This is a genomic window from Nitrobacter sp. MLSD-S21, from assembly GCF_058809865.1.
In genome coordinates, this window is sequence record NZ_JBXASZ010000002.1 from 316,386 (window position 1) to 341,134 (window position 24,749).

Annotated in this window: 21 protein-coding genes and 1 tRNA gene; 8 read left to right on the forward strand and 14 right to left on the reverse strand. The window is 59.7% G+C overall.

Features of this window, described 5'->3' with window-relative positions; genetic code table 11:
- Positions 1-8: 8 nt before the first annotated feature.
- The 5 genes from AC1RT6_RS07245 to AC1RT6_RS07265 form a co-directional block, all read right to left on the reverse strand.
- The gene (locus tag AC1RT6_RS07245) at positions 9-2,048 is read right to left on the reverse strand and encodes an SEL1-like repeat protein (RefSeq protein WP_079445779.1); all 2,040 of its coding nucleotides are present in this window, start codon (positions 2,046-2,048) and stop codon (positions 9-11) included.
- A complete protein-coding gene (locus AC1RT6_RS07250) occupies positions 2,048-3,397 on the reverse strand; it encodes an HlyD family type I secretion periplasmic adaptor subunit (RefSeq protein ID WP_079445694.1) in 1,350 nt (449 codons plus the stop codon). Before AC1RT6_RS07250 ends, AC1RT6_RS07245 begins: the two co-directional genes overlap by 1 nt.
- Positions 3,387-5,621 (reverse strand): peptidase domain-containing ABC transporter, encoded by a 2,235-nt coding sequence (locus AC1RT6_RS07255; RefSeq protein ID WP_079445778.1) that lies wholly within the window; start codon positions 5,619-5,621, stop codon positions 3,387-3,389. The genes AC1RT6_RS07250 and AC1RT6_RS07255 overlap by 11 nt, the downstream gene beginning before the upstream one ends.
- A 366-nt stretch (positions 5,622-5,987) precedes the next feature.
- Positions 5,988-6,614 carry a class I SAM-dependent methyltransferase gene (locus tag AC1RT6_RS07260; RefSeq protein WP_087881100.1) on the reverse strand — a complete coding sequence of 209 codons (627 nt, stop codon included), beginning with the start codon at positions 6,612-6,614 and terminating at the stop codon, positions 5,988-5,990.
- A 190-nt stretch (positions 6,615-6,804) separates the two neighbouring features.
- Complete coding sequence (locus AC1RT6_RS07265; protein WP_079445693.1) at positions 6,805-7,998, reverse strand: calcium-binding protein; 1,194 nt, start codon at positions 7,996-7,998, stop codon at positions 6,805-6,807.
- 432 nt (positions 7,999-8,430) lie between these two features.
- Here AC1RT6_RS07265 and AC1RT6_RS07270 point away from each other — a divergent pair, with 432 nt between their 5' ends.
- Positions 8,431-9,090 carry a nucleotide-binding protein gene (locus tag AC1RT6_RS07270; protein WP_079445692.1) on the forward strand — a complete coding sequence of 220 codons (660 nt, stop codon included), beginning with the start codon at positions 8,431-8,433 and terminating at the stop codon, positions 9,088-9,090.
- Between the two features lie 47 nt (positions 9,091-9,137).
- Here AC1RT6_RS07270 and AC1RT6_RS07275 read toward each other — a convergent pair whose 3' ends face one another.
- Together AC1RT6_RS07275 and AC1RT6_RS07280 are read right to left on the reverse strand one after the other, a co-directional pair.
- Complete coding sequence (locus tag AC1RT6_RS07275) at positions 9,138-9,530, reverse strand: transposase (protein ID WP_079445691.1); 393 nt, start codon at positions 9,528-9,530, stop codon at positions 9,138-9,140.
- Positions 9,531-10,166: 636 nt separating this feature from the next.
- Positions 10,167-10,242: transfer RNA gene (locus tag AC1RT6_RS07280), tRNA-Ile, on the reverse strand.
- A gap of 648 nt (positions 10,243-10,890) precedes the next feature.
- On the opposite strand from AC1RT6_RS07280, the gene flhA reads away from it, so the two are divergent.
- Entirely contained in the window at positions 10,891-13,017 is a 2,127-nt protein-coding gene (flhA, locus tag AC1RT6_RS07285) for a flagellar biosynthesis protein FlhA (RefSeq protein ID WP_079445690.1), read from the forward strand.
- A gap of 322 nt (positions 13,018-13,339) precedes the next feature.
- The gene (locus AC1RT6_RS07290; protein ID WP_079445679.1) at positions 13,340-13,540 is read left to right on the forward strand and encodes a hypothetical protein; all 201 of its coding nucleotides are present in this window, start codon (positions 13,340-13,342) and stop codon (positions 13,538-13,540) included.
- Between the two features lie 218 nt (positions 13,541-13,758).
- On the opposite strand, the gene fliJ is transcribed toward AC1RT6_RS07290, so the two are convergent.
- Positions 13,759-14,184: a flagellar export protein FliJ gene (gene fliJ / locus AC1RT6_RS07295; RefSeq protein ID WP_079445678.1), complete on the reverse strand. Its 426-nt coding sequence runs from the start codon at positions 14,182-14,184 to the stop codon at positions 13,759-13,761.
- Positions 14,185-14,289: 105 nt separating this feature from the next.
- Positions 14,290-15,615, reverse strand: coding sequence for a flagellar protein export ATPase FliI (gene fliI / locus AC1RT6_RS07300; RefSeq protein WP_079445677.1), 1,326 nt, complete (start codon positions 15,613-15,615; stop codon positions 14,290-14,292).
- Positions 15,616-15,831: 216 nt separating this feature from the next.
- Here fliI and AC1RT6_RS07305 point away from each other — a divergent pair, with 216 nt between their 5' ends.
- The 5 genes from AC1RT6_RS07305 (at position 15,832) to AC1RT6_RS07325 (ending at position 18,843) form a co-directional block, all read left to right on the forward strand.
- A complete protein-coding gene (locus AC1RT6_RS07305) occupies positions 15,832-15,999 on the forward strand; it encodes a hypothetical protein (RefSeq protein ID WP_158081493.1) in 168 nt (55 codons plus the stop codon).
- On the forward strand, positions 15,984-16,685 hold the full coding sequence (ctrA, locus tag AC1RT6_RS07310) for a response regulator transcription factor CtrA (protein WP_079445676.1): 702 nt from the start codon (positions 15,984-15,986) through the stop codon (positions 16,683-16,685). Before AC1RT6_RS07305 ends, ctrA begins: the two co-directional genes overlap by 16 nt.
- A gap of 188 nt (positions 16,686-16,873) precedes the next feature.
- Positions 16,874-17,278, forward strand: a complete 405-nt coding sequence (locus AC1RT6_RS07315; RefSeq protein WP_079445675.1) for a DUF350 domain-containing protein — start codon at positions 16,874-16,876, stop codon at positions 17,276-17,278.
- A 2-nt stretch (positions 17,279-17,280) separates the two neighbouring features.
- Positions 17,281-17,658 (forward strand): hypothetical protein, encoded by a 378-nt coding sequence (locus AC1RT6_RS07320; protein WP_079445674.1) that lies wholly within the window; start codon positions 17,281-17,283, stop codon positions 17,656-17,658.
- 27 nt (positions 17,659-17,685) lie between these two features.
- Complete coding sequence (locus AC1RT6_RS07325) at positions 17,686-18,843, forward strand: glutathionylspermidine synthase family protein (RefSeq protein WP_472791282.1); 1,158 nt, start codon at positions 17,686-17,688, stop codon at positions 18,841-18,843.
- A gap of 91 nt (positions 18,844-18,934) precedes the next feature.
- On the opposite strand, the gene AC1RT6_RS07330 is transcribed toward AC1RT6_RS07325, so the two are convergent.
- Genes AC1RT6_RS07330 through AC1RT6_RS07350 form a run of 5 tightly spaced genes read right to left on the reverse strand, consistent with a single transcriptional unit; the run spans position 18,935 to position 24,580 of the window.
- Positions 18,935-19,801 carry a CheR family methyltransferase gene (locus AC1RT6_RS07330; protein ID WP_079445673.1) on the reverse strand — a complete coding sequence of 289 codons (867 nt, stop codon included), beginning with the start codon at positions 19,799-19,801 and terminating at the stop codon, positions 18,935-18,937.
- Positions 19,798-20,952: a protein-glutamate methylesterase/protein-glutamine glutaminase gene (locus AC1RT6_RS07335; RefSeq protein ID WP_079445672.1), complete on the reverse strand. Its 1,155-nt coding sequence runs from the start codon at positions 20,950-20,952 to the stop codon at positions 19,798-19,800. The genes AC1RT6_RS07330 and AC1RT6_RS07335 overlap by 4 nt, the downstream gene beginning before the upstream one ends.
- A gap of 54 nt (positions 20,953-21,006) precedes the next feature.
- Positions 21,007-21,372: a response regulator gene (locus AC1RT6_RS07340; protein ID WP_079445671.1), complete on the reverse strand. Its 366-nt coding sequence runs from the start codon at positions 21,370-21,372 to the stop codon at positions 21,007-21,009.
- Between the two features lie 50 nt (positions 21,373-21,422).
- Positions 21,423-21,893 carry a chemotaxis protein CheW gene (locus AC1RT6_RS07345; protein WP_079445689.1) on the reverse strand — a complete coding sequence of 157 codons (471 nt, stop codon included), beginning with the start codon at positions 21,891-21,893 and terminating at the stop codon, positions 21,423-21,425.
- Positions 21,894-21,904: 11 nt separating this feature from the next.
- Positions 21,905-24,580, reverse strand: coding sequence for a hybrid sensor histidine kinase/response regulator (locus tag AC1RT6_RS07350; RefSeq protein WP_079445670.1), 2,676 nt, complete (start codon positions 24,578-24,580; stop codon positions 21,905-21,907).
- Positions 24,581-24,749 lie beyond the last annotated feature (169 nt).

Sequence of the window (24,749 nt, forward strand, 5' to 3'; positions counted from 1 at the left end):
AGCGATGCTCAGCCATCGACCGTTGTCACGCCGACCGCATCCAGACGACGCCGGGCACCTTCATGGTTTTGATTCGCTGCCCGGCGATACCATTGCACCGCCGCGTCCTGATCTTTCGTAACGCCGCTTCCCGCCATCAACGCGTCGCCGAGCGCAAACTGCGCTTCCGCCATATCCTGCTGAGCTGCTCTTTCGAACCATTCAACTGCCTTCCCGGGATCGGCCTCGCAGCCTTGCCCTTTTCCAAGCATCACCGCGAGGTTGAACTGCGCAACCTTGTGTCCCTGTCGCGCGGCGGCTTCGTACCACTGCGCCCCTTGCGCAATATCCTGGGCTAAGCCAGCGCCGGTGCAATACAACACGGCGAGTTGAAACTGCGCGCCGGCGTGGCCTGCATGCGCGGCCTTCGTCATCCAGGACGCCGCAGCCTTCGCATCGCTCATACCGTTTGGATCGAGATGAAGAAGCCCAAGGGCATATTGCGCATCGACATGCCCCGCGCCGGCGGCACGCGCGAACCATGTGACAGCAGCTTCGACGTCTGCGTCCCCTCCAAACTTTCCCATATGCAATACGCCGAGTTGGAATGCCGCCGGCGCGTGATCTGCCTCAGCCGCCTCGATCAATAGCGCGCAAGCCTGCTCAAGCTGCTCGGTCGAACCGTCCTGATGGAGCAGGAAAAGCGCATAGGCTGTCTTGGCGTCCGGGTCCCCACCCACAGCGGCCTTGCTGAGCCACTCTTTCGCCCGTTTCTGATCGCGCGGAACCCCATTGCCTGCCGAATAAAGTCTTCCGAGTTGCAATTGCGCGGCGTTGATGCCGCCTTCGGACGCGCGCTCAAACCATTCAATCGCGCTTTCCACGTTACGTTCGACGCCGGAGCCGTTGAGGTAGAAGATGGCGATGTTGAAAGCGGCAGTCGCGTGACCATTGCGGGCTGCGCGCTCAAACCATCTTGCGGCCTGACGGATATTCGGGCCGACACCGGTTCCGGTCGCATAGAAACGACCCATGAAGAACTGCGCCTGCACATCGTCCCGTTCGGCGGCCTTCTCATACCAGACCGCGGCCTCCCGCAGATCGGGCGCGAAACCTGCTGCGCCGTGCGAATAGAATTCCGCCAACGCCTGAACCGCCGGATAGTAGTCCTTGCGCGCCGCCTTGCGCAGCGCGGTTTCGGCCCTGTCGATATCCTTCGCAACACCATGGCCCTTCAAGCGCAACAGGCCGATGTTATAGAGCGCGATGACATCGTCGTGCATGGCCGCGCCCTGGAACAGGCGGGCCGCTTCCGCAGGGTTCTCCGGCATCCCCGTGCCCTTCAGGTTCATGAACGCGAGCGCAACCTGCGCTCTTACATGATCCTGCCCGGCCGCGTTGCGATACCAGGCTGCCGCCTGTTCGAAATCGACGGGAACCCCTTTGCCTTGGAAATAGATATCGCCAAGAGCGAATTCTGCCGCGGCGCAGTTCTGCTCGGCCGCAACTCCATACCATGCGAACGCTATCTGGAGATTCTTCTCGCAGCCGAGCCCCTCGCTATACATGTTGCCAAGGACCGTCTGCGCCTCGGCTTTGCCTCTTTCCGCCGCGACCGATATCCAATGGAAAGCAGCGTCAATATTCCGCTCAACACTCGTTCCATGCGGAAACACAAGCTGGTGAATATTCGACGCCTTGTCGCCGAGACGTACGGCCGAGGATTGGCGCCATGTTTCGTGGCGATGCGGACCCAGCAGCGGCTTTTCCCCCTGTAGAAAGATCAGGCCGAGCTGAAACTGCGCTTCGACGTTGCCGAGCCGCGCTGCACGCTCATACCAGATGGCGGCATCGGGTACGCTCCTGACGACCCCTTCGCCTTTTACATAAAGCATTCCTATCCGGTAGGCGGCCTCGGCCTCGCCTGTCTCCGACGCCAGCTTCCAGTGCTTGATCGATTCAAGATACTGGCCACGCTCATACGCAGCCATTCCACACTCAAAAGCACCAGCTCGAGAAGATGCAGAAGCGGGGCGCAACCACTGTAAAAGCGATCTAGATGAAAGCATCATGGTTCACGCATCGCCTCGTGGAAGCTCTTCAACATTCCGCCGAGCAGATACATCGCGACCGAGCGGGTTCCGACATTGACGTCCCCCTGAAGGGTCATGCCGGGAATCAGACGAAAATTACTCGGCACGTCCTTGAAATCGGAGGTGTCAACCGAGCACCGCGCCTTGTAATAAGTATAGTTGAGTGGCTTGCCGTCATCGTCCGTGGTGAACGCGCCCTCGCTAATCCAACGCACCTTTCCGCTCGCCGTACCATGCTCCGCCGCATTGAAGGCATCGACCTTCATGGTGCAGGGATCGCCAGCCTGAACGAACCCAATATCGCGAGAAGCGATCCTGATTTCCGCTTCAAGCTTGATGTCGATCGGCATGAGCGTGATGAAGGGATCTCCCGGCTTGAGGACCGAACCGACCGAGAGCCTTGCCATCGTCAGCACCACCGAGGGTTCGGCAGCCGTCCAGCGCACGAGATTCTGGTGCTTGAGCGCTTTCTCATAGGTCGCCCTTGCTTCATCGAGCTTGTTGCGCGTCGTCACCAGATCCTGACTCAGTTGCGCAAACCACTGCTCTTTGAATGCGTCGCGATCGGCGGTTATCGATCCCAGTGAATTCTGCGCCACGATCAGGCCATTGTGTGCATTTTCCAGCGTCCGTAATAATTCCAGCCGGGCGTCCTGGGAGATGTACATGTTGAGCTGCGATCCGGTGCCGCGTTCGGCGAGCGTGGTGCGCATAGTTTCGATTTTCGCCAGGATCTCGTCGCGCTGCCGATAGCGAGCATCGTCGTCGCGCAGCTTTTCAATCGTCGCCTTGGTCTCCCTGATCTTTGATTCGAAGCTGTTGAGCTGGGCGTTATATTGAGCCACGCGCTGACCGTAGAGCGCCTTCTGCAGGCCCGCGTATTTCTGGTAGTCGGGATCCGACTTGTCGGCAAATACGAGCGGCTGCTGCTTCAGCTCGGCCTCATCGCGCGCCACTTGGGTCTCAAGGCTCGCGATCTGCAACTTCGCCTGCATCAGGTCCGCGGACGTGAAGGTCGAGTCGAGCGTGGCGAGCAGCTGCCCCCGTTCCACCTGCTCGCCCTCGCGCACGTCGATCGTCTTGATGATCGAGGGATCCAGCGCCTGCAAGACATTGACATGACCGAGCGGCACGATATTGCCGCTAAGGCTGGTGATGACACGGTCGACCCGCGTCAGGCACAGGATCACGATAATCGAAACCAGGAACGCGGAAAGCACGAACAAGGTGGCGCGCGCGACCAGGGGTTCGGCGGCCTCCCGGATTGCATCGGTCTCCGACTGAAATTGGCGAACGGTCGCCAGCGAAACCTGGCTATGGGACAAGGGTCGGGCTCCGAAGTTTAGGCCTGTCACTGCGGACCGTCGGCGCGAGATGCGTGTTCTGCTGGTACCAAAGCGAACTGTAGATGTCGTTCCGCTCCAGCAACTCCGCGTGCCGCCCGAGATCGTCAACAACCCCGCGGTTGAGCACAAGGATGGCATCCGCTTTTGTTAGCGACGACAGCCGGTGGGAGATGATGATCAGCGTCCGGCCATTCGCTATCCGCGCGATGTTGCCGTTCACGATGGCCTCGCTGTCGGCGTCGAGCGCGCTCGTCGCCTCATCAAGGATGAGAACCGGCGGATCGACGATCAGCGCTCGCGCAATCGCAAGCCGCTGGCGTTGCCCTCCGGAGAGGTTGGGCGATCCCTCATAGACACGGGTTTCATAACCCCGCGGCAACTTGTCGATGAATTCCTCCGCGCCCGCCAATCGCGCCGCCTTGACGACGTCGTCAAAGGTGGCATCCGGCACGGCTGCGCAGATATTCTCGCGAATCGTCCCGCTAAAGAGAAAGTTTTCCTGCAGCACGATGCCGACGTTCCTGCGCAGGTGATCGACGTCGTATTCGCGAACGTCGATTCCGTCGATCTTGATCAGCCCGTCATAATCGGAATGCAATCGTTGCAAGAGTCGCGTGATCGTGGTCTTGCCGGAGCCGCTCTTACCCATCACGCCAAGCGTAGTTCCCCTGGTTACTTCAAAGGAAACGCCGTTCAGCGTTGGCGAGACAGCGCCTTTATACCTGAAGGTGACGTTGGAAAACTCCACTTTCCCCTCGATCGCGGAGCGAACGCCATGCCCGGAACGTCCCTCCTCGGGGGGCTGGTTCACGAGGTTGCGGACCGTTGCGACCGCGCTACGCGCTTCGTCATATTGATTGATCAACTGCGCCATCTGCATCAACGGGGCGGATACCCGCTGCGACAGCATCAGGAAGGCAAACAATGCCCCGATGAAAACCGGATCATCGTTGATAAGCGCGAGATAAACGCCGATCGCATAAGAACCGCTCACCGACAGCCGCTCCAGTGGGCGCACCACCGCCTGGATCGCGTTTCCGGTCATTCCTTCCGCGAGCCGCGCCTTGGCGACACGTGCCACCAGCACGTCCCAGAAATGACGCTGCCGCGAATCGAGCGCCAGCGATTTCACCGTCCGAATGCCGTTGAGCGTTTGAACCAGAAACGCACCCTGATCGCCTTCCGCGACCAGGACGGCGTTCGACGCCTTGCGGTAAGTCGGCAGCATCAGAATAAGCCACCCGACGATCATCGCCGAGAACGCCAAGACTATCAAAGTCATTGTCGGGCTGAAGAAAAACATGATCGGCAGGAAGAAGATCAGCGTCGTTGAATCCAGTACCGTTCCGAATAACTGACCCATCAGGAACGAGCGAATGCGGAACACCTCGCGGATGTCGCGCGCGACGAGCCCGACGGCGGTCTGCTCGAAATAGTCGATGGGAAGATTGAGGACCTTTTCGAAAACATAGGTGGACAACTTGACGTCAAGCCTGGTCGTCAGGCGATGAACAAGGACTTGCCTGAGGAACGCGAACGTCGCCTCGAAGGCGATGATGACCAGCATCGCGACGCAGAGCACGTAGAAGGTATTGTACGCGTGATAGAAGATCACCTTGTCCGACAGCAGGCGCCAAAACATGATAGGCGCGAGGCCCAGAAGGCCGAGGACCAGCGCAGCGATTGCGACGTCCCGAACAATGCGACGCTCGCGAAACATCAATGCGACCACGAGACCGAAACTGAACGGCTGCGATTCATCCGAGATTTCGTAGTTTCGCTTGGCGAGAATGACGTCCCCGGACCAGATGTCTTCGAAGCGAAGCCTGTCGATCACGAGCAGCGCGTCTTCCGCGGCGTTTGGATCCCTCAGCGCGATGCGCGTATTGTTGGCGTCTCCAGTTACGCCCAGCAACACCATGAAGCTTCCATTGCGGAGGCCGACAATGGCCGGAAGCGCCTTTTTCAGATGGGAAAGCCCGTCCCAATCGAGTTTGACGTGCTTCGATCGCATGCCGGCCTGTTCGGCGCAGCGGACCAACTGGCTGGAAGACACTTCCCCTTCGGTAAGAAGATTATCCTTGATGAGCTGCGTCGGGGTGAGATCCAGCCCGTGCTGCCGAGCGACAATGACCAGGCATTCGAGCCCAGACGGCAGCATCGGATCGATATCGGCATCCTCGGCGACGGCTAGCGCGATCATGAAGTCTCGCTCTGTCTGTTGCAATTCATGATAGGCCATCCCTGCCATCAAGCGAGTGATAATGACCTCTCATTAATAACATTACATATAATGAAAGTGACGAAAACACGAACATTTCAAGAGATGCGGCGGCGTTGAGGCGGCAATTGCCCGCATTCATCGGCCGGCAGAGTCCGGCATTAAAGGGCCGACGTCCCGCTCCAGGGTGTCCCGCTTTGTATTAGGGCGCTGGGCCAGCATCCCTTTCCCGGGAATTCGCTATCGTATGCTTCGATTGGTCGGGTTCAAAATTGGACTGCCGAAAATGCAACGGGTTCTTCTGAACCACCATGCAAAAGCATCCGTGCATGGCCGCTCCGCGCCGGACTAAGCCGCCAGCTCCTGAAAATTAAACCCGCTTCCTAATAAAGCTGTCTTGATGGCTGCATCATCGGCCTCGGGCATCAACGCCAGCGCGCAAACCTCGAAGTTCTGCATTGAGACCGACACGGTCGGGAAGCCGGCCGTCAATAGCAGATTGCCGAGTCGCTCTGCGGTAAAGCCGGTGCGATGGGCCATATGCAGGTGTCCTTCCTCGATGGCCCGGGAATGGCCGTAAAGCATATCGAGCGGCCTGATCGGACCTGCAGGAGAATTGTAGGCGACCGCCGCAATACCTTGCTCGACTATAAAATGAGCCACCGCTTCGACATCAGGGCTCATGATCAGGGCAAAGCCGTCCGGTTGCAGGACGCGATGGAACTGGCGCAGCGTGGGAAAGATCTCGTGAGCATAGAGATGCTCAAGGACGTGTGACGACCATATCACATCAAACGATTGTGGCTCGAACGACGTTTCAAGTTCGAGGATAGAGCCGACGACGTGGGGTTGCACACTCGGATCGATATCGAAACGTAATTCTTCCAGTCCTCGCTCGTGAATCATTCGAGCGATTCGTCGGGCAGACCCGGGGCCGGAGCCCGCGTTGAGCAAGCGCTTGATACCTCGGGGCAACATCGGCTCCTGGCGTTCCGATCGGAGCTATCGGAAAAAAGTTAGAACAATACCGCTCCAGCGATCTATGACCATGACACTATCGATGTGGCTTCACAAAGGCACGAGCGGCCCCGTGGGATGTCTTTGCATCACAAAAATTAAGGCCCCACCGAAGCGGGGCCTTAACAATCCTGTGCTTCCGTCCGAACTATGAGAGTTTCGGCAGCGTGACGACCTGATCGCTGAAGTGCAACTCCTCAACTCCGTTGACCGCAACAGTCTGCTCATCGTTGAAGTGCAGGGTGTAGGTCGACGTGCTCTCATCGACGTCGATCTTGGCAACATCGAAGAACGAACGACCAACGAACTCGGCGGAGTCGTTACCGTTGCCGCCGAAGATGGTATCGCTGCCGCTATGCGATTCGATCCGGAAGGTGTCATTGCCACCTCCGCCTTCCAGCGTGGAATTGCCATCTCCACCACCGGACAGCCTGAAGTGGTCGTTGCCCGCACCGCCTTGCATGACGTCGCCCTGCACGCCAACCAGTGTGTCATTCCCAGCGCCGCCTATAAGCGTGCTGTGTCCTTCCACATCATTATTATTGCCACCATTATTGCCACCGCCGCCATGACCATGACCCCCGCCATGGTCATCTCCGCGACCGCCACCATGGTCGTCTCCGCGACCGCCGCCATGGCCATCTCCGCGACCACCGCCACGGTCATCTCCACGACCGCCGTCACGGTCATCTCCGCGACCGCCGCCGCGATCATCTCCACGACCGCCGTCACGGCCGCGGCCGCGATCATTATCCCCGAAGGTGCTGTCGTCGGCGCTGGCAACGCGCGCGTTACCGCCGCCGCCACCCCCGCCGCCGCCGGCCAGCGCACCAGATACCAGGAGGTCGTTGCCGGCGCCGCCGTCCAGCGTGTCATTGCCGGTGCCGCCGTAAATGCTGTCATTGCCGGCACCGCCGAATAGCGAGCTGTCGCCATGGCCTCCGCGGATGACGTCGTTGCCGCCTCCACCGTAGACCGTATCGTCACCGCTATCGCGAAGGTTGATCGTATCATTACCTCTGCCTGCGGCGACAAAGATGTCGTTATCCCCGCCGGTCACGTTCAGTCTGGCGCTGTGGTCGTCCAGGACAATCGCTTTCAGATTCGGATTCGTCTGGACGCTTGTCGAGTTGGATACGTCCAGAATCTGGACCACCGGCGGCACCGCCCCGCCGGCGAACGGCCCTGACTCCAACCATCCCCTCGCACTGTTGTCGCCCTCGTTAAACACACCGCTTTGCTCGAGCGAATCGATCAACGCCGATCGTACGCCCGCCTCGATGTTCCCGTTATTATGGAGAAACTCACCTAACTCGGTCTTCGTCAAATAGGAAACGGCCATGGCGTCCTCTGGCTGGATTTTTTCATGACGAAAGCAGATATTCAGTCGACGCCAATCGACACCAATATACTGCAGTTCGAATGTGCTAGTCCTGAGCCGACCCGGGGCTCGCATAACATATAAATGTTATGTCACCTCTCGATTGTTATGTCTATGTTAGAGGCACCAGATCGCGCAAGTCAAGGATCAAATTACGTCCCCTTAACTTAGATTCGACTGAGATCGTCGGCCCATCAGCCGGATACCTGCGTGCTTTACCGAGCCGATTTCCCTAATCTGGGTCGGATTCGCCCACTAGGCATGCATAAAATCAGAAGGACGGACCACTATAAACCCTGACCGGCCAGCCAATTGTGATTTTCGGTCAAGAAATGGTAACGTCGGCAGATGCTTTTACCGGAAAATGTGAGAATTTGTTATCGTGGCGCCCGCATGAGCTCTCACGGACTGAGACGGAGAATTATAACCGTTACTCAGCGCAAAGGCGGTGTCGGCAAAACCACCATCGCGGTCTGTGTCGCCGCTGCGCTCGCGCGCCGGGGACATGACGTTGCGCTTGTCGACAGCGACCCTCAACGTTCCGCCTCACAGTGGGCGGAGCCCGGCAATCTCGAATTCCCGGTCTATGAAATGGCCTTGGAGCAAATGTCAGTCTCCGCCTGGGCGCAGGAAGTGCGCAGCATTGAAGCTGGGGTGATCGTCATCGACACCGCTCCCAACGCTCGAGAAATGGGGGCCTCCATCGCTGTGGCCAATCTGATTTTGGTACCCTGCACCCCGTCCGGCCTTGACCTCGATGCAACGCTTCAGACTCTTGCGATCATTAACGCAGCACGGGAACGCCGCCGGGATCGAATCAAGGTGATCCTGGTGCCGAACAGGCTCGATCGCCGCACGCTCGAGGGAAGGCAACTGCTCGACGAGTTAAATACATTCGGTGAAGCGGTCGGGCCGCCGATCGCTAGCCGCGCCGCCTTCGTTCGTTGCTTCACTAGCGGTCAATCGGTAACAAGCTTCGTGCCCGGAGATAACGCTGATCGGGAAATCCAAGAACTAGCGGACGCAATCGAACGGACCGACCAAGAGGAATAGGTAACTTCGCACTCGCAGAGAGACACTTCTTTCCCTTCCAAGGACAGCTATCTGGAATTGGCTGGACCAAGCAGGGCCTGCACACCTTGCGTCTCCGACGGACGAGACGATGCCGTAACCGCGGCTTCCTCAAGCCTCATTTTCTCTAGCAAGAGATCCGTGACGATCTTTCGAAGCCGCTGGTTCTCGAGTTTAAGCTCCTCCAGAACATGACGCATCTGATCCATCGCCGGAGGTCTGGCAGACGCCACACCTTCTCCTGCATTGTCCTGAAAAACATTTGCTTCTTGCCTTGGCAGAGGCAGTTTCCTCCACCGATGAAGGGTCATGACACTCACACCAAGCGCCTTGCACACATCGACCTGGGAATTGCCCGTGCGGGCAAGCTCGTCTGCCCGGGCAAGCTTCGAAAGAATTTCCTCCCGCGAATGCTTCTTCATCTTCCTACCTGGATGCGGCTTCGATGACAGGGAATAAAACCAAATGTAAATCTCATTTTGCGAACAACTTCACAACGATAAAATGGACAAATAAATATATGACAGCCGAGCGCCACAGGATCAAGCTCCGCGCGCGTTAGCCTTTCGTGTTAGCTGCAGTGCAACGTAAAACCAAAACCATCTGTTTCGATCTCCGATTGCTATCATATGGCGAGATACCCACGAGGACCGCGATCGGGCGTATCACTTCTTCAGAGCACGGGCGCCATGGTCTGTGGTCGATCCTATCTTTCCTATCTTGCGTTCCGCGTTCATTCTGTAAGGCGGCTGCAGTCGTCACAGCGGAACTACCTATCAAACCTCACAGATTCGATTTGTAACCAGCTTCTGGGGCTGACGAACAGGTCGGCATCTTTGTGCCGTGCATTGTGCGGGGACATTGTCCAGCTATGTCAGTCGCCCCGCCGCATCTCGCACCTAAAGATGTTGTGGGCATCAGGCCAGATGGCCGCGCAACGGCAGGAGAATTCGCGGCCCGATCGTCTCGCCGCCTTCGTCGCACTCGCGCAAAATTGATACACGTTGGCGCCACATGAGCCGGAAGGTCTCGCAGGCTCGTGTAGATGCCTGATTTGCTGGTGGGCCCGGAGGGACTCGAACCCCCAACCAGACCGTTATGAGCGGCCGGCTCTAACCATTGAGCTACAGGCCCCGGCCGGACGTCGCGTGTGCAACCGCCGCCGGCGCAGGCATCCCCTTACAATGTCATGTGCCGCGCGGCAATCGGCGGTCAGGGCTTTGGGTGGCTTCGAGCGCGATACGGAGCACGCGCGCCAGATCGGAGCGCGCATTTCCTCCTCTCCGTGACCACCGCGCTAGAAGTGGCACGCGTTCCACCGAAGATGTGGGACTGAGGCAGGCATCAGGCGGGTTCGTAGGTCTTATCAAGCGGATTTTTGACGCTGCTTCGCGAACCGGACATCTCGATGACCTTTATTTCGATGACCTTATTAGCTGGTTGCGAGCGTACAGGCCCGATGCGGACCGGGACGGCGGCGCCGAAAGAACACGTTCTGTCTGGGCACCGGCCAAAAGACATCGTTCCAGCGGTCACCAGCGACCACGAGACCTAGCGGCATCGGAAGTGACAGAACCAGACGCAACGAGGGCGTCTTAACTCTTTGCTAACCATACACAGGGCAAATTTTGCCTAGGGGACCGCGCGTCGTCAGCCGCTCAGAACGGCATCGCCCCCAATGAACGCCAGGGCGGCGCCTTACTTCAAAATGGAGCCGCCTCAGCCGCCGCGCAGACGATCGGCGCGCGGGAGCGGCCTTGGGCGTGGGTGGAGACGGGGAGGATGAGGGGCATCACGGCGAATCAGGGCGCAAATTCGCCAGGCTCGGGTTTTCCGAGTTTTGGCGAGATCGGGACCATGCTGAAGCGCGGCGATCTCGCGCTCGCCTTCGGCATCCTGACGATCCTTGTCGTCCTGATTCTTCCGCTGCCGTCGATCATCCTCGACCTCTTTCTGGCGATCTCGATCACGCTGTCAATCCTGATCCTGATGACGTCCCTGTTCATCCAGGCGCCGCTGGAATTCTCCTCTTTCCCGACCGTGCTGCTGATTGCGACCATGCTGCGGCTGTCGCTCAACCTCGCCTCAACACGGCTGATCCTGTCGCACGGGCATGAAGGCTCGGCCGCCGCCGGCCACGTCATCGAGGCCTTCGGCAACTTCGTGATGGGCGGCAACTTCGTGATCGGCATCATCGTGTTCGCGATCCTGGTGATCGTGAACTTCGTGGTCATCACCAAGGGTTCGGGCCGCATCGCCGAGGTGGCGGCGCGCTTTCAGCTCGACTCCATGCCCGGCAAGCAGATGGCGATCGATGCCGACCTCTCCGCCGGCCTCATCGACGAAAAGACCGCCAAGGAACGCCGCAAGGCGCTGGAAGATGAAAGCGGCTTCTTCGGCGCCATGGACGGCGCCTCGAAGTTCGTGCGGGGGGATGCGGTCGCCGGCCTGCTCGTCGTCTTCATCAACATCATCGGCGGCATGGTCATCGGCATTGCGCAGGAGGGCCTGAGCTTCGCCGACGCCGCGCGCAGCTACACGCTGCTCACCGTCGGCGACGGACTGGTGACACAGATTCCCGCACTCATCGTCTCCACCGCCGCGGGCCTTCTGGTCTCCAAAGCTGCCGTCACCGGCGCCGCCGACAAGGCGCTGATGAAGCAGCTCTCCGGCTATCCGCAAGCGCTTGGTATGTCAGCCGGGGTAATGTTGGTGCTGGGTCTGCTACCCGGCATTCCGATGCTGCCGTTTGTCGCGCTCGGCGGCGGAGCGGCGGCGCTTGCCTGGAGTTCGCGAAAACGCCAAAGCGTCGCGGCGGCGGCAGCCATGGCGGCGGCGGCGTCCGACGCCGCGGTCGCCCCCCCGAGTGCGGAAGAGCCGATCTCGGCGGCGCTGAAGATCGACGATCTGAAGATCGAACTGGGTTATGCGCTGTTGCCGCTGGTCAACGGCCCGGATGGCCAGGATCGCCTCACCGAGCAGATCAAAGCGCTGCGCCGCTCGCTCGCGATCGAGATGGGATTCGTGATGCCGGCGGTGCGGATTCTCGACAACGTGCAGCTAGAGGCCAACACCTACATCATCAAGATCAAAGAGGTCGACGCCGGCTCGGGTCGTATCTGGCCGAACCAGTACATGGTGATGGATCCTGCCGGCGATCAGGTCGGGGTTCCCGGCATTCACACCACCGAACCGACCTTCGGACTGCCGGCAACATGGGTGGATGCCTCGCTCAAGGAGGAGGCCTCACTGAAAGGCTATACCGTGGTCGATGCCGCGACCGTCGTTTCGACCCACCTCACTGAACTGCTCAAGACCAACATGTCGGATCTGCTCTCTTACGGCGAAGTGCAAAAACTTCTGAAGGATCTACCGAAGGAACAGGGCGAGCTAATCAAGGACATTGTTCCAGGCCAGATCACGATATCCGGCATCCAGCGCGTGCTGCAGCTCCTGCTCGCCGAGCGCATTTCCGTCCGCGATTTATCCACTATCCTCGAAGGCATCGCCGAAGCGCTGGCCTTCTCGCGCAACCCGGCGACGCTGGTCGAGCACGTGCGTGCCCGCCTTGCGCGTCAAATCTGCGCCCAAAACACTTCCGTCAACGGTTACCTGCCACTGGTCGCACTGTCGGCCAAATGGGAACAGGCCTTTGCCGACTCCATCATCGGCCAGGGCGAGGAACGCAGCCTTGCGATGCAGCCGTCAAAGTTATCAGAATTTATGGCCGCGGTGCGCGACCGCTTCGAACAGGCCGCCCGGGAAGGCGAAGCGCCGGTGCTGGTAACCTCGGCCGCAATCCGGCCGTTCGTCCGCTCGCTGGTCGAGCGTTTCCGCGCCCAGACCTCTGTTCTATCGCAGGCCGAAATCCATCCCCGGGCCCGGCTCAAGACGGTCGGCAGCATCTGATCACGCTGCTCGAATCACGCCGCTCTTAATGCGGCATTTTGGCACCAGACAACTGGTTTATCTCCAGCCTGTGCCGGCCCCGTCGGGACGCGCCGCGAGCGCAGTTTAACGTTAAAATGCTGATGTATTTGCACAATTTATCCATTTCCCCATATTAGGCCGGGTCAATGATCGCGCATCTTCACACCTTTTCACCACTTTGTGATCAACCCTTCGGAACATTGGTGTCGATTCCTACGTTCTAAGGGCGCGAGATTATGAACCTCTGCGCAGGCAGCGGAGACCAATCTCCAAGAAGGAAGTTACGCCAGGAGGGCTTCCAATGAACCATTCGATTTACAGCGCGGATCGGACGACCCACCTGAAGATCGTGGTTGTGGCTCTTGTTGCAGGTATTGCAGTGGCGGGTTTCGCAATTTCAGCGCGCATGAACGCTGACGATGGCTATACCCAGACTGCACGCGTCATCAAAGCCGGGAAGCCGATGGCTGTTACGAGTTCGGGCGCGATGGTCGTCCGCTGAAGGAGTTTGAAGGAATTCACGAGGCTTCTTTACATTTGCCCCCCGAAGTCGCCACGTGAGTACGTAGAGGACCCACTAACCCCAAGTGGACTACGATGGAAAACGCCCGCCCCCCACGGGCGTTTTCTTTCGTTATAAACACCCCATAATAATAAGCGCACCCAGATAGAAGCCGTCGGCGCCGATGCGGAATTTTTCTCTTCGGCGGACCGCCCGCGTCACGCGATGGTGGCGGCGCCCATGCGCGAGCGCATTAAACCGATACTATCAAGATCGGCCTGCTCGCGAGCGTTCTCTTCTGCGCGTTCGCGAGCCTGATCGCGCTCATCCAGCAATTCGACTTTCTTGAGCTCCTCAAAGGCTTCCGCCAAGCCCATCTTGGCATCTTCGAGCTGGACGCGGAGTTCGTCGGCGGAGCGGGTCAGGTTTTCCCGGCGCTGGATCGCTGCCTTGGCATAGGTCGGATACGCGAAATGTGCGGGATCGTCGATCCCAGCACGTTCCTGCTCGATTTCGATTTCACGCTCCAGATCGACCGACATACGCTGGAAATCAGCAATCATGCCCTCGATCTGAGCCACCCTCCGACGCTTCTCCTCGACCTGGAATTTCTTCAGGCGGATCAGCGTTTCACGCGACTTCATCGACTCGTACTCCCCAGAAGTCCCAATCTACGCGGGACAACGGCGGCACCTCCTTCGGATCCCGCCATACTCCTCATATGAGAATCCGATGATGACCCGACAAAGTTAGCTTTCCGTTTCCAAGGTCTTAACGATTTGCTGCAACCTTCGATAACCCTCCTCGATGCTCGTCACCTCATCCTTCGCCTGGCGCAGAAAATCCTCTAAAATCGGATTCAACTTGATTGCCTCGTCGACCTCTGCGTTGGAGCCGGTCCTATAGGCGCCGAGCCGGACGAGTTCCTCCATATCGGAATAAGTGGCCATCATCTGTCGCGCGCGGGTAATGATCGGCAGGAAGGCTGGATCAGCCGATTTCGGCATGGTGCGGGACACCGACTTCAAAATGTTGATCGCGGGGTAGCGACCTCGCTCGGCAATGGCACGCTCCATCACGATGTGGCCGTCGAGAATGCCGCGCACTGCGTCGGCCACCGGCTCGTTATGATCGTCACCGTCCACCAGCACGGTGAAGATGCCGGTGATGGTTCCCTCGTCGGCGCCGGGACCGGCGCGCTCCAGAAGCCTCGGCAATTCGGTGAACACTGTCGGTGTGTAACCCTTCGTGGTGGGCGGCTCGCCGGTCGACAGGCCGATTTCGCGCTGCGCCATTGCAAAGCGTGTCACCGAGTCCATCATGCACATGACGTCCCTGCCCTCGTCGCGGAAATATTCCGCGACCGCCAGAGTCAGATAGGCGGCCTGACGCCGCATCAAGGCTGGCTCATCAGAAGTCGCAACCACGACGACCGATCGTGCGAGCCCCTCTTCGCCAAGGTCGTCCTGCAGGAACTCCTGCACCTCACGACCGCGTTCGCCGACCAGTCCGATGACCGAAATGTCGGCATCCGCGTTGCGCGCCAACATCGACAGCAGCACCGATTTGCCGACGCCGGAGCCGGCGAAAATGCCGAGCCGCTGGCCACGGCAGCAGGTCAGGAATGTGTTCAGCGCGCGGACGCCGAGATCGAGCGGTTTGCCGACCCGTTTGCGCGAATGCGCCGACGGCGGCGAATTACGGTACGGCACCGGCGCCGGCCCCTGTGGTAGCGGCCCTTTGCCGTCAATCGGCTCGCCCATGGCGTTGATAACACGTCCGAGCCATGAGGCTGCCGGCCGCACCTGGCCGGAGGCATTGGCGATCAAGGCGCGGCAGCCGCGTCGTACCCCGTCAAGGCCGGCAAACGGCATGACAACGGCATTGTCGCCGTTGAAGCCGACCACCTCCGCCGGGATGGCCCGACCGACGCCGGTCTCGATCACGATACGGGCTCCCACCGACATCGCATGGATAGGGCCGGCTATCTCAACCATCAGCCCACGTACACCGACCACGCGGCCATAAATATTGACGCGCTCGATCTCGCCAATCCGCTCGGCCAAGCTCTTCATCGTGAAATCCTTAGGTTTCCGCGCATTAGCCGAGCTCCTTAACCTCGTGTTTACCCGCATCGTTAATCATTGCGTCACTGTCTTTGGTGACTGAGCGCGCGTGTCTTCAGGACGAAGGCGAGTCGCGAGAGTCGGTTAGGCCTGACTTTTAATGTGGAGCCTGAGTGCCGGTCGGATAAGGAAAGCTGCTTCAATGCAACAGCTTAGGGCGATTCGATGAAAATTGCACCGAAGAGACTTGCAGAACAGAAACAGTTTTTGTTAACCATAAGCTGTCAGGATCCGAATCAGTTGCTTAAAGGCGTTTCCAGTGCCGCAAGTATTGCGGCCGGCCTGACGCCCGGCGCGGCGACGATTAGGGGACTGGCATGCGCGTTTTGCTGATTGAGGATGACAGCGCCGTCGCGCAGTCGATCGAGCTGATGCTCAAGTCCGAGAGTTTCAACGTCTATACGACGGATCTCGGCGAAGAAGGCGTCGATCTCGGCAAACTATACGATTACGACATTATCCTTCTCGACCTCAACCTGCCCGACATGTCGGGTTACGACGTGCTCAAGCAGCTGCGCGTCTCCAAGATCAAAACACCCATTCTGATCCTTTCCGGCCTTGCCGGTATCGAGGACAAGGTCAAGGGTCTCGGCGTCGGCGCCGACGACTACATGACAAAGCCCTTCCACAAGGACGAGCTGGTGGCCCGCATCCATGCGATCGTGCGCCGCTCCAAGGGTCATGCCCAGTCGGTGATCCAGACCGGCGATCTCGTAGTCAATCTCGACACCAAGACTGTGGAAGTCGGCGGGCAGCGTGTCCACCTTACGGGCAAAGAATATCAGATGCTCGAGCTGCTCAGCTTGCGCAAGGGTACTACGTTGACCAAAGAAATGTTCCTCAACCACCTCTATGGCGGCATGGATGAGCCCGAGTTGAAGATCATCGACGTATTCATTTGCAAGCTGCGCAAGAAACTCGCCAATGCCTCCGATGGCCGCAACTTCATCGAAACCGTCTGGGGCCGCGGCTACGTGCTCCGTGAACCGCACGATGACGAAGTCCGCATTCCGGCGTGATACCGGACTTCACCTTTCCTCCCAGACTGACCCCGCCGCAAATGGCGGGGTCTTTGTTTGCGAGACCTAGAAGTCTGCATTTTACTCGACCCGAAGGCCCGATCCTGCCCTGAACCCGTCGCCGGGTTGCCTCGACTGACACAACATGGCTGATTATCCGGGGCTGAGGCGTCACCACGGGGGCTGACATGATCCTGCAATCGCTGGCCGGGCTGCCGGCCTTCCTGCTGTATTTCTGCACAGGCCTGATCGCGGTCGTGCTGTATCTGTTCGTCTATACGCGCGTCACGCGGCACGATGAATTCCAGCTGATCTGCGACAACCATCCCGCCGCGGCGATCGCGCTCGGGCTCAGCCTGGTTGGCTTCGTCATTCCGGTGGTCAGTGCCATTATGCACACCGTCAATGTGATCGACTGTCTGATCTGGAGCGTGATCGCGCTGAACGTGCAGATCGCGGTCTATTACATCGTCAAAATTCCCGTACCGAACCTGTCGGCTCGGATCGCCGCCGGCGAACTCGCGCCGGCGATCTGGCTCGGCCTGTCATCGGTCGCGGCCGGCGCGATCAACGCTGCGTCGATGGTGTACTAACCATGGCCCAGCCTCCCGCCGAACAATTCGGGAAACGACGGCTGCCGCCGCTCGAATCGTCGCCCCCGGTGAAACGTTCCGGACGTGTCGCGCTGCTGGTGATGGGCACGCTCGCGGTCGGCGGTGGCGCCTACTTGCTGATGCCTCACAACAACTGCGAGCCCAACCGCCCCGGCGTCGCGGCGTCCGCAACACCCGGCCAGACCGGAACGGCCTGCAATTCGGGTTCATCGAGCAGCGGCTGGTCATCGCGATCGAGTTATTACGGCGGCAGCGATTCCTCGAGCCACTCCTCATCCGAATCCGGCAGCGGTTCCGTGACACGCGGCGGCTTCGGCGGTTTCGCCCATGCGATTTCGGCTCACTTCTCCGGCGGCTGACACGCCTGCGGCTCGCGAGTTCCTCCTATGCAACGCATCGCCTGCCCCGAACGCGACGACTGGCAATCGACCGCGGAGAATGCCGGCTTCGCATTTCATACCCTTGACGGCGCGCGGTACTGGGACGAGCGGGCCTATTATGCGTTCACGCTTGACGAGATCGAGCAGCAGATCGAAGGACCGACCGGCGAAATCCACGCCATGTGCCTCGAACTGGTCGAGCGTGCAATGAATGACGAGAGCGTGCTACGCCGCCTCAGGATTCCGCAAGCCTGCTGGCGGATCCTCACCGAGAGCTGGGGGCGCGGCGATCCCACGCTTTACGGCCGCTTCGACTTCAGCTTCAGCGGTCACGGGCCAGCGAAACTGCTCGAATACAATGCCGATACCCCCACCTCGCTGTTCGAGGCCGCGGTGTTTCAATGGACCTGGCTCGAACAGGCGATGGAGCGCCAGATCATTCCCAAGAATGTCGATCAGTTTAATTCCATCCACGACAAACTGATCGCGCGCTGGCGCGAGATCGCGACGAATGGCCATCTGCATCTGACCGGGCTGTACGACAACCCCGAGGATGCGGTCACACTGAACTATCTCGAGGACACCGCCCGGCAGGCCGGCCTTCAAACGACATCGCTGGAGATCGAGCGCATCGGCGTCGACGGCACCGGCCAGTTCGTCGATCTTGACAATCGTCGCATTGAGCTCGCGTTCAAGCTCTACCCTTGGGAATGGATGCTGCGCGACAGCTTTGGCTCCAAGGTTCAGGCTGCGTCGACGCGATGGGTTGAGCCGCCCTGGAAGGTCGTGCTCTCCAACAAGGGAATTCTGCCGCTGCTGTGGGAGATGTTCCCCAACCACCCGAACCTGCTGCCCGCCTATTTCGAGGACGATGCCGCGGCGAGCAAGCTCGGCAACTCGTATGTGCGCAAGCCGATATACTCACGCGAAGGCGCCAACATCGAACTGATCAGCGGCGGAACGGCGCTGGATCAGCAGGGTGGACCCTACGGCGGCGAAGGGTTCGTGCGTCAGGCCTTCGCGCCGTTGCCGACCTTTGATGGTCAGTATCCGGTGATCGGAAGCTGGATCGTTGGCGATCAGGCTTGCGGACTGTCGATCCGTGAGGACGAGAACCCGATCACGGGCAACACGTCTCGCTTTGTGCCGCATGCGATCTTGTGAAACGCGGCATCACTCCGGATGCCGCGTAAGCGGCGAGCGCAACACATTCGTCGTCGCCAAAGCCGCGCTCCAGAATGCCCCCGAAGCGCAGCTACGCGCGGGCCGCCGCCTTGGGTGACGGCATGCCCGGCACCAGCGCGGGCGAGCAAACGCGATTGGGCAGATAAAGACCGCGCTTATCGGGATGCGGTTTGAACGCATCGGTCAGCCCGACTACGGTTTCAGCAGCGCCGAGCGCAAGGAAACCATCAGCTTCCATCTGCTTCGCAAGCCGCGTGAAGACGCCGATTTTGGTTTCCTGATTGAAATAGATCAGTACGTTGCGGCAGAAAATCACGTCGAAGGTCCCAAGATGGGAAAAATCCTGCAACAGGTTGAGCTGGCGGTGCTGAACCATCGCGCGAATGTCGGGGTTGATCTGCCACAGTTCGCCAACCTGCTTGAAATACTTGATGAGCAACTGAATGGGCAGTCCACGCTGCACTTCGAACTGGCTGTAGAGGCCGGCGCGCGATTTTTCGAGCACCTCGTTCGACAGATCGGTGGCGATGATCTCGGTGCGCCAGCCCGTGAGCGCCGGACCGCACTCCTTCAGGCACATCGCGATCGAATACGGCTCCTGCCCGGTCGAACCTGCGGCGCACCAGATCCGCAGGTTCCGACGAGCCGCGCGGGCCTCGACCAGCGCCGGGATCACGGTCTCGCGCAGATGATCGAACGGTGTCTTGTCGCGAAAGAAGAAGGTTTCGTTGGTGGTCATCGCCTCGACGACGTCAACCGTCAGGGCCGCAGCACCGTTCTTCATTTTCTGCACGAGGTCGCCGATACCGGAGAAGCCGGCCTTGCGTGCGAGCGGAGTCAAACGGCTCTCGACCAGATATTGCTTGTCGGCGGCAAGATCGAGGCCGGACCGCTCTTTCAGCAACTTGCGCAAGTACTCAAAATCAAGCGGTGTCACAGACGGTCTCCCGCAAATAACCGAACCAGCTTCGGAGCGATTTGTTGAAGCGGCAGAACGGCCGCGCAAATTCCGTCCTGGACAGCGGCGCCTGGCATTCCCCACACCACGCTGCTCGCTTCGTCCTGCGCGATGACATTCCCCCCGGCGGCGACAATCTGCCTGCCGCCGCGCATTCCATCGGATCCCATTCCGGTCAGGATCACGGCCAGAGCGCTGCCCTGCCAGACGTCTATCGCCGACGTGAACAGAGGATCGACGGCTGGTTTGCAGAAATTCACCGCCGGGCCGTCATCCAGAACGATGACCGCGTCTACTCCTTTTCGGACCACCCGCATGTGACGACCGCCGGGTGCAAGATAGATATGACCCTGCTTCACGGTCTCCTGATCCACTCCCTCATGCGCGGGGCGCCCTGCGGCCCGCGCCAGATGCTCGGCGAGAATGGTGGTGAACGTCGGCGGCATGTGCTGGGTGATCAGCACCGGACAACGGTCGATCACCGGCCCTATTCCGGCCACCAGCGCCATCAGCGCCTGCGGCCCGCCCGTGGACGAGCCGATCAGCAGCACACGCGGGACGTTTGCGCTGAAGGCACGCAGCGTTGGCGGGGGGCGGCTCGTCGCAGGAGTAGCTTTGGCCAGCGGTTCCTGTTCGCGCGGGACCAGCGGCGGTGCGGCGGCCGTCGCCGGACGACGACGTTTTGCAGCGAGGTGCCGGATCTTCTGGATCAGGTCATGCTTGAAGATATCAGCCGCCGCGATCTCGCGCGTGCTCTCGGGCTTCGGAATGTAATCGGCGGCGCCGAGCGACAGCGCCTTGAAGCTGATCTCCGCATTGCGGCGTGTCAACGTCGAGGCCATGATGACAATGAGGTTGCGCTTTTTGGCCAGCAGTTGCGGCAGCGCGGAAATGCCGTCGAGTTCGGGCATTTCGATATCGAGGACCACGACATCGGGATTGGCGCGCTCAACCTGCTTGACGGCGTCGAGCCCGGTGCGCAGCGAGGCCGCAACTATCATGTCGGGTTCAGCCTCGATCCATCGGGAAATCAGTCCGCGTATTACGACGGAGTCGTCGACCACCATGACGCGCAGCGGCTCCTGCTTTCTCGAATCTTGAGCCACCGGACTTGCCACAGCAGTACTCATGCCCCACCCCACGCAACGAATAAAAATGTCCAGCCGTCCGGATCGCGACGAGATTTAGATCAGGCCGATTTCCTGAAATTTGGCTGACACGATGTCCTTGTCGAACGGCTTCATGATGTATTCGTTGGCGCCGGCGTGGAGCGCGCGGGCGATGTGCGCCACATCATTCTCCGTGGTGCAGAACACAACCTTCGGCTGATCGCCGCCAGGCATCCGGCGAAGGTTGCGAAGGAATTCGTAGCCATCCATGACCGGCATATTCCAGTCCAGAAGCACGGCGTCAGGCAGTTCACGCCTGCAAACATCCAGCGCCTTCTCGCCATCCTCCGCCTCGACGATGTGGAAATTAAAGCCCTCCAGGATACGTCGTGCGACCTTGCGAATGACACTCGAGTCGTCAACGATCAGGCACGTTTTCATTTTGGTCTCCGTGTCTTTTCAGCGCTTTCCCTCGGCCGGCATTTGCCGGGTCAAGCTGCAAGCTTGTCAGGTCCAATCTCCAGAACACGATCGACATCGAGAACAACCATTAACTGCCCATCCAGCCGATACACACCTGCCGACAGCTCCGCCATCCGCAGGTCGAGATTAGCCGGATTGACCTCGCGGCCCTCATCCGGGAGTTTCATGACCTCGCCGATCGAGTCGATCAAAAGTCCGTAGGACTCACCGCGCAGTTCGACGCCGATAGCCATGGGCGGGCGACCGGCTTCTCCCTTGGGAAGTTTGAGCCGGGCGCGCATATCGATCGCGGTGACGATACGGCCCCGCAGATTCAGGACGCCCGCGATATCGTTCGAGGCCAGCGGCACGCGGGTTAGACGTTCCGGCTTGAACACGTCCTGCACGCGTGAGATCGGCAGCCCAAACAACTGGTCGCCGATCGTCGCGGTGACGTATTCGGTGAGTGCGCTTTCGTTTGCGTGATTTACCGTGGTCATCATCTGGTCCTTCATGCCGCCCGGCAAATTTCGGCGGTCTGCTCCTTCAGTGCAGCAATCAGGCCAGGCCGGTCGAATTTGGCTACGTAGTCGTGGAAACCGGCCTGACGGCCCCGTTCGATCGCGGCCGGAGAAATCATCGACGACAGCGCAATAATCGGAGTGCCGTTCAAGCGGTTATCGGAGCGCACCGTCTCCGCGAACTCGAAGCCGTTCATGTCCGGCATTTCGATGTCTGTGAGGATCGCGTCGAATTCCTGACCCGACCGCAGCGCGACGAGACCTTCCCGCGCGTTGGTCGCGAGCCGAACCTGATAGCCTGCAGCCTTGAGAACCGGCGCGAGCATGTTGCGGAAGAAGGCGCTGTCATCCACCAGCAGCACCGACCGCGCAGTGGCAGCCGCACGCATCTCCTTGCGCTTGAACCAGTCGGCGAAGGCCATCGGCAGGAAATGACCGATATCGATTACGTCCGTCGCCCGGCCCTTGATGACGGCGGAGCCGAGGATGCCCTGCTGGCTGCTCGCCACCTCGATGTTCAGACGCTCCTCGACGATGTCGATGATCTCGTCGACCACCAGCCCCGCTGCCCGGTCGTCATCAGCGAACACCAGGACCGGTTGCGACCCGTCTTTTCCAACCGAAACGCCATCCATCTGAATCAGTGGCATGAGCTGATCGCGGTACTGCACCATATAGCGGCCGTCGGAGATCTCGATCTTGTCGACCGCGATCTCTTCCAGTCGCGTGACCAGTGCGAGCGGCACGGCCTTGGGTTGATCCGATCCGGCACGGAAGACCAGAAGTGATGTCTGCTCGGCGGCGCTGGCTCGCGCAGCGCTCTCATCGGAGATCTCTTGCTGAGACAAGACCGATGCGCCCAGCGCGTGGGCGATCCCGTTCGGGTCGATGATCATGATCACAGCACCGTCGCCCAGGATGGTGTTGCCCGAGAACATGCCGATATGCCGCAGCATGGTCGACATCGGCTTGACCACGATTTCCTCCGTATGGAACACGCCGTCCACGACGATACCGAAGGTCTGGTTGCCGACCTGCGTGACCACGATGAAGCCGTTCTCGGGATCGCTGGCCGAGCCATCATCGATCTTCAGAAGGGTCTTCAAGTGCATCAATGGCAAGAGCTTATTTCGCAGCCGCAAGACCGGAGTGTCCCTGATCCGCTCGATACGGTGCTCCGAATTGGCGCGCGCGCGCACCAGCTCGACCACCGAAAGCTGCGGTATCGCAAAGCGATCACCCGTGGCCTCCACGATCAGCGCAGACACGATCGCCAGCGTCAGCGGAATTTTGATGGTGACACTCGAACCCTCGCCGGCCACCGACTTGACGTCGATTGTACCGCCGATCTGATCGATATTGGTCCGCACCACATCCATACCGACGCCGCGACCGGAGACGCTGGTTACAGCTGCAGCGGTGGAGAACCCCGGTGCGAAGATGAACTTATGGATCTGCGCCTCAGTCATCTTCTCGATTTCGGCCTCGGTCGCCAAACCGTTTTGAATGGCCTTGGCCTTAATGCGCTCGGTATTGAGACCGCGGCCGTTGTCAGCGATGCAGATAATGATGTGGCCGCCCTCGTGATACGCCGAAAGACGGATCGAGCCCTGCTCCGGCTTGCCCGCCTTGACGCGCTCGGCCGGTGTTTCCAGGCCATGATCGGCGGAATTTCGTACCATGTGCGTCAGCGGATCCTTGATGAGATCGAGAACCTGACGGTCGAGTTCGGTGTCGGCACCATGCATCTCGAGTTCGATCTGCTTGCCGAGTTCGCTCGAGAGGTCTCGCACGATGCGGGGCAGCTTCTGCCAGGCGTTGCCGATAGGCTGCATCCGCGTCTTCATGACGCCCTCCTGCAGCTCCGCGGTGACGTTGGACAACCGTTGCAGCGGCACCTTGAATTCGTTGTCTTCTTGGCGACGGCTGATCTCGAGCAGCTGGTTGCGCGTTAACACGAGCTCGGACACCATCGTCATCAGGTGCTCAAGCGTATCCACATTGACGCGAATGGACTGGTTGGCGACCCGATCGCCTTCCGGAGCATCCTCCACTTTCTTCGGAGCAGCCTTTGCGACTGGCTTCGAAGCAACGGGCGCCGCGGACACTTCGGGCGCGGGCTGCGAAGCAGGCGCAGTCGGCTCGACATTCGTCTCACGGAACGCGCGCTCGAGATCATCAAGCGACACCTCGCCGGGGCGCAGAGGTCGTTCGAGAATCTGGTAGGTGAGCGTCCCCGCCGTTTCATCTGCCGACATGGGCTCGGACGGCTCGGGAGCGGCGTTGGACGGACCATCCTCGGCCATGTGATGCAATGCATCGATCAGATCGGCGTCGGCCCCCTCCGGCTCCGTTCCGGTCGCCTCGAGCTGGCCCAAGATGTCCTTGATACGATCGATGGTGGAGAGAATAAGCGTCACGGCCTCGCCGGTCACCGGCATGCCGTCACGAAACTTGCCCATCAGCGTCTCCGCCGCATGAGCGAGCGCTTCTAGCCTTGGAAGGCCCAGAAAGCCGCACGTTCCCTTAATGGTATGGACTAGCCGGAAGATATTATCCAATATCTTCGCATTGTTTGGATCCTGCTCGAATCGGACGAGCTGGTTGTCAACCGTGTCCAAACTCTCGTTGGTCTCGGTCAGGAATTCGCAAAGAAGATCATCCATGCCTTCTGGCCTTCGAAACGCCGAGGCGACGTCGTCGCGCCTTTCACGGCCGGGCCAATTTCACCGCAAAGCGTTAACATTGGTTGAGCAAGTCAAAAAGAGCCCGCCAAACTGGTAAACAAAACGACCGAGACCATCATTCGCAACGAGCTTCGAAACCATTGCGTCC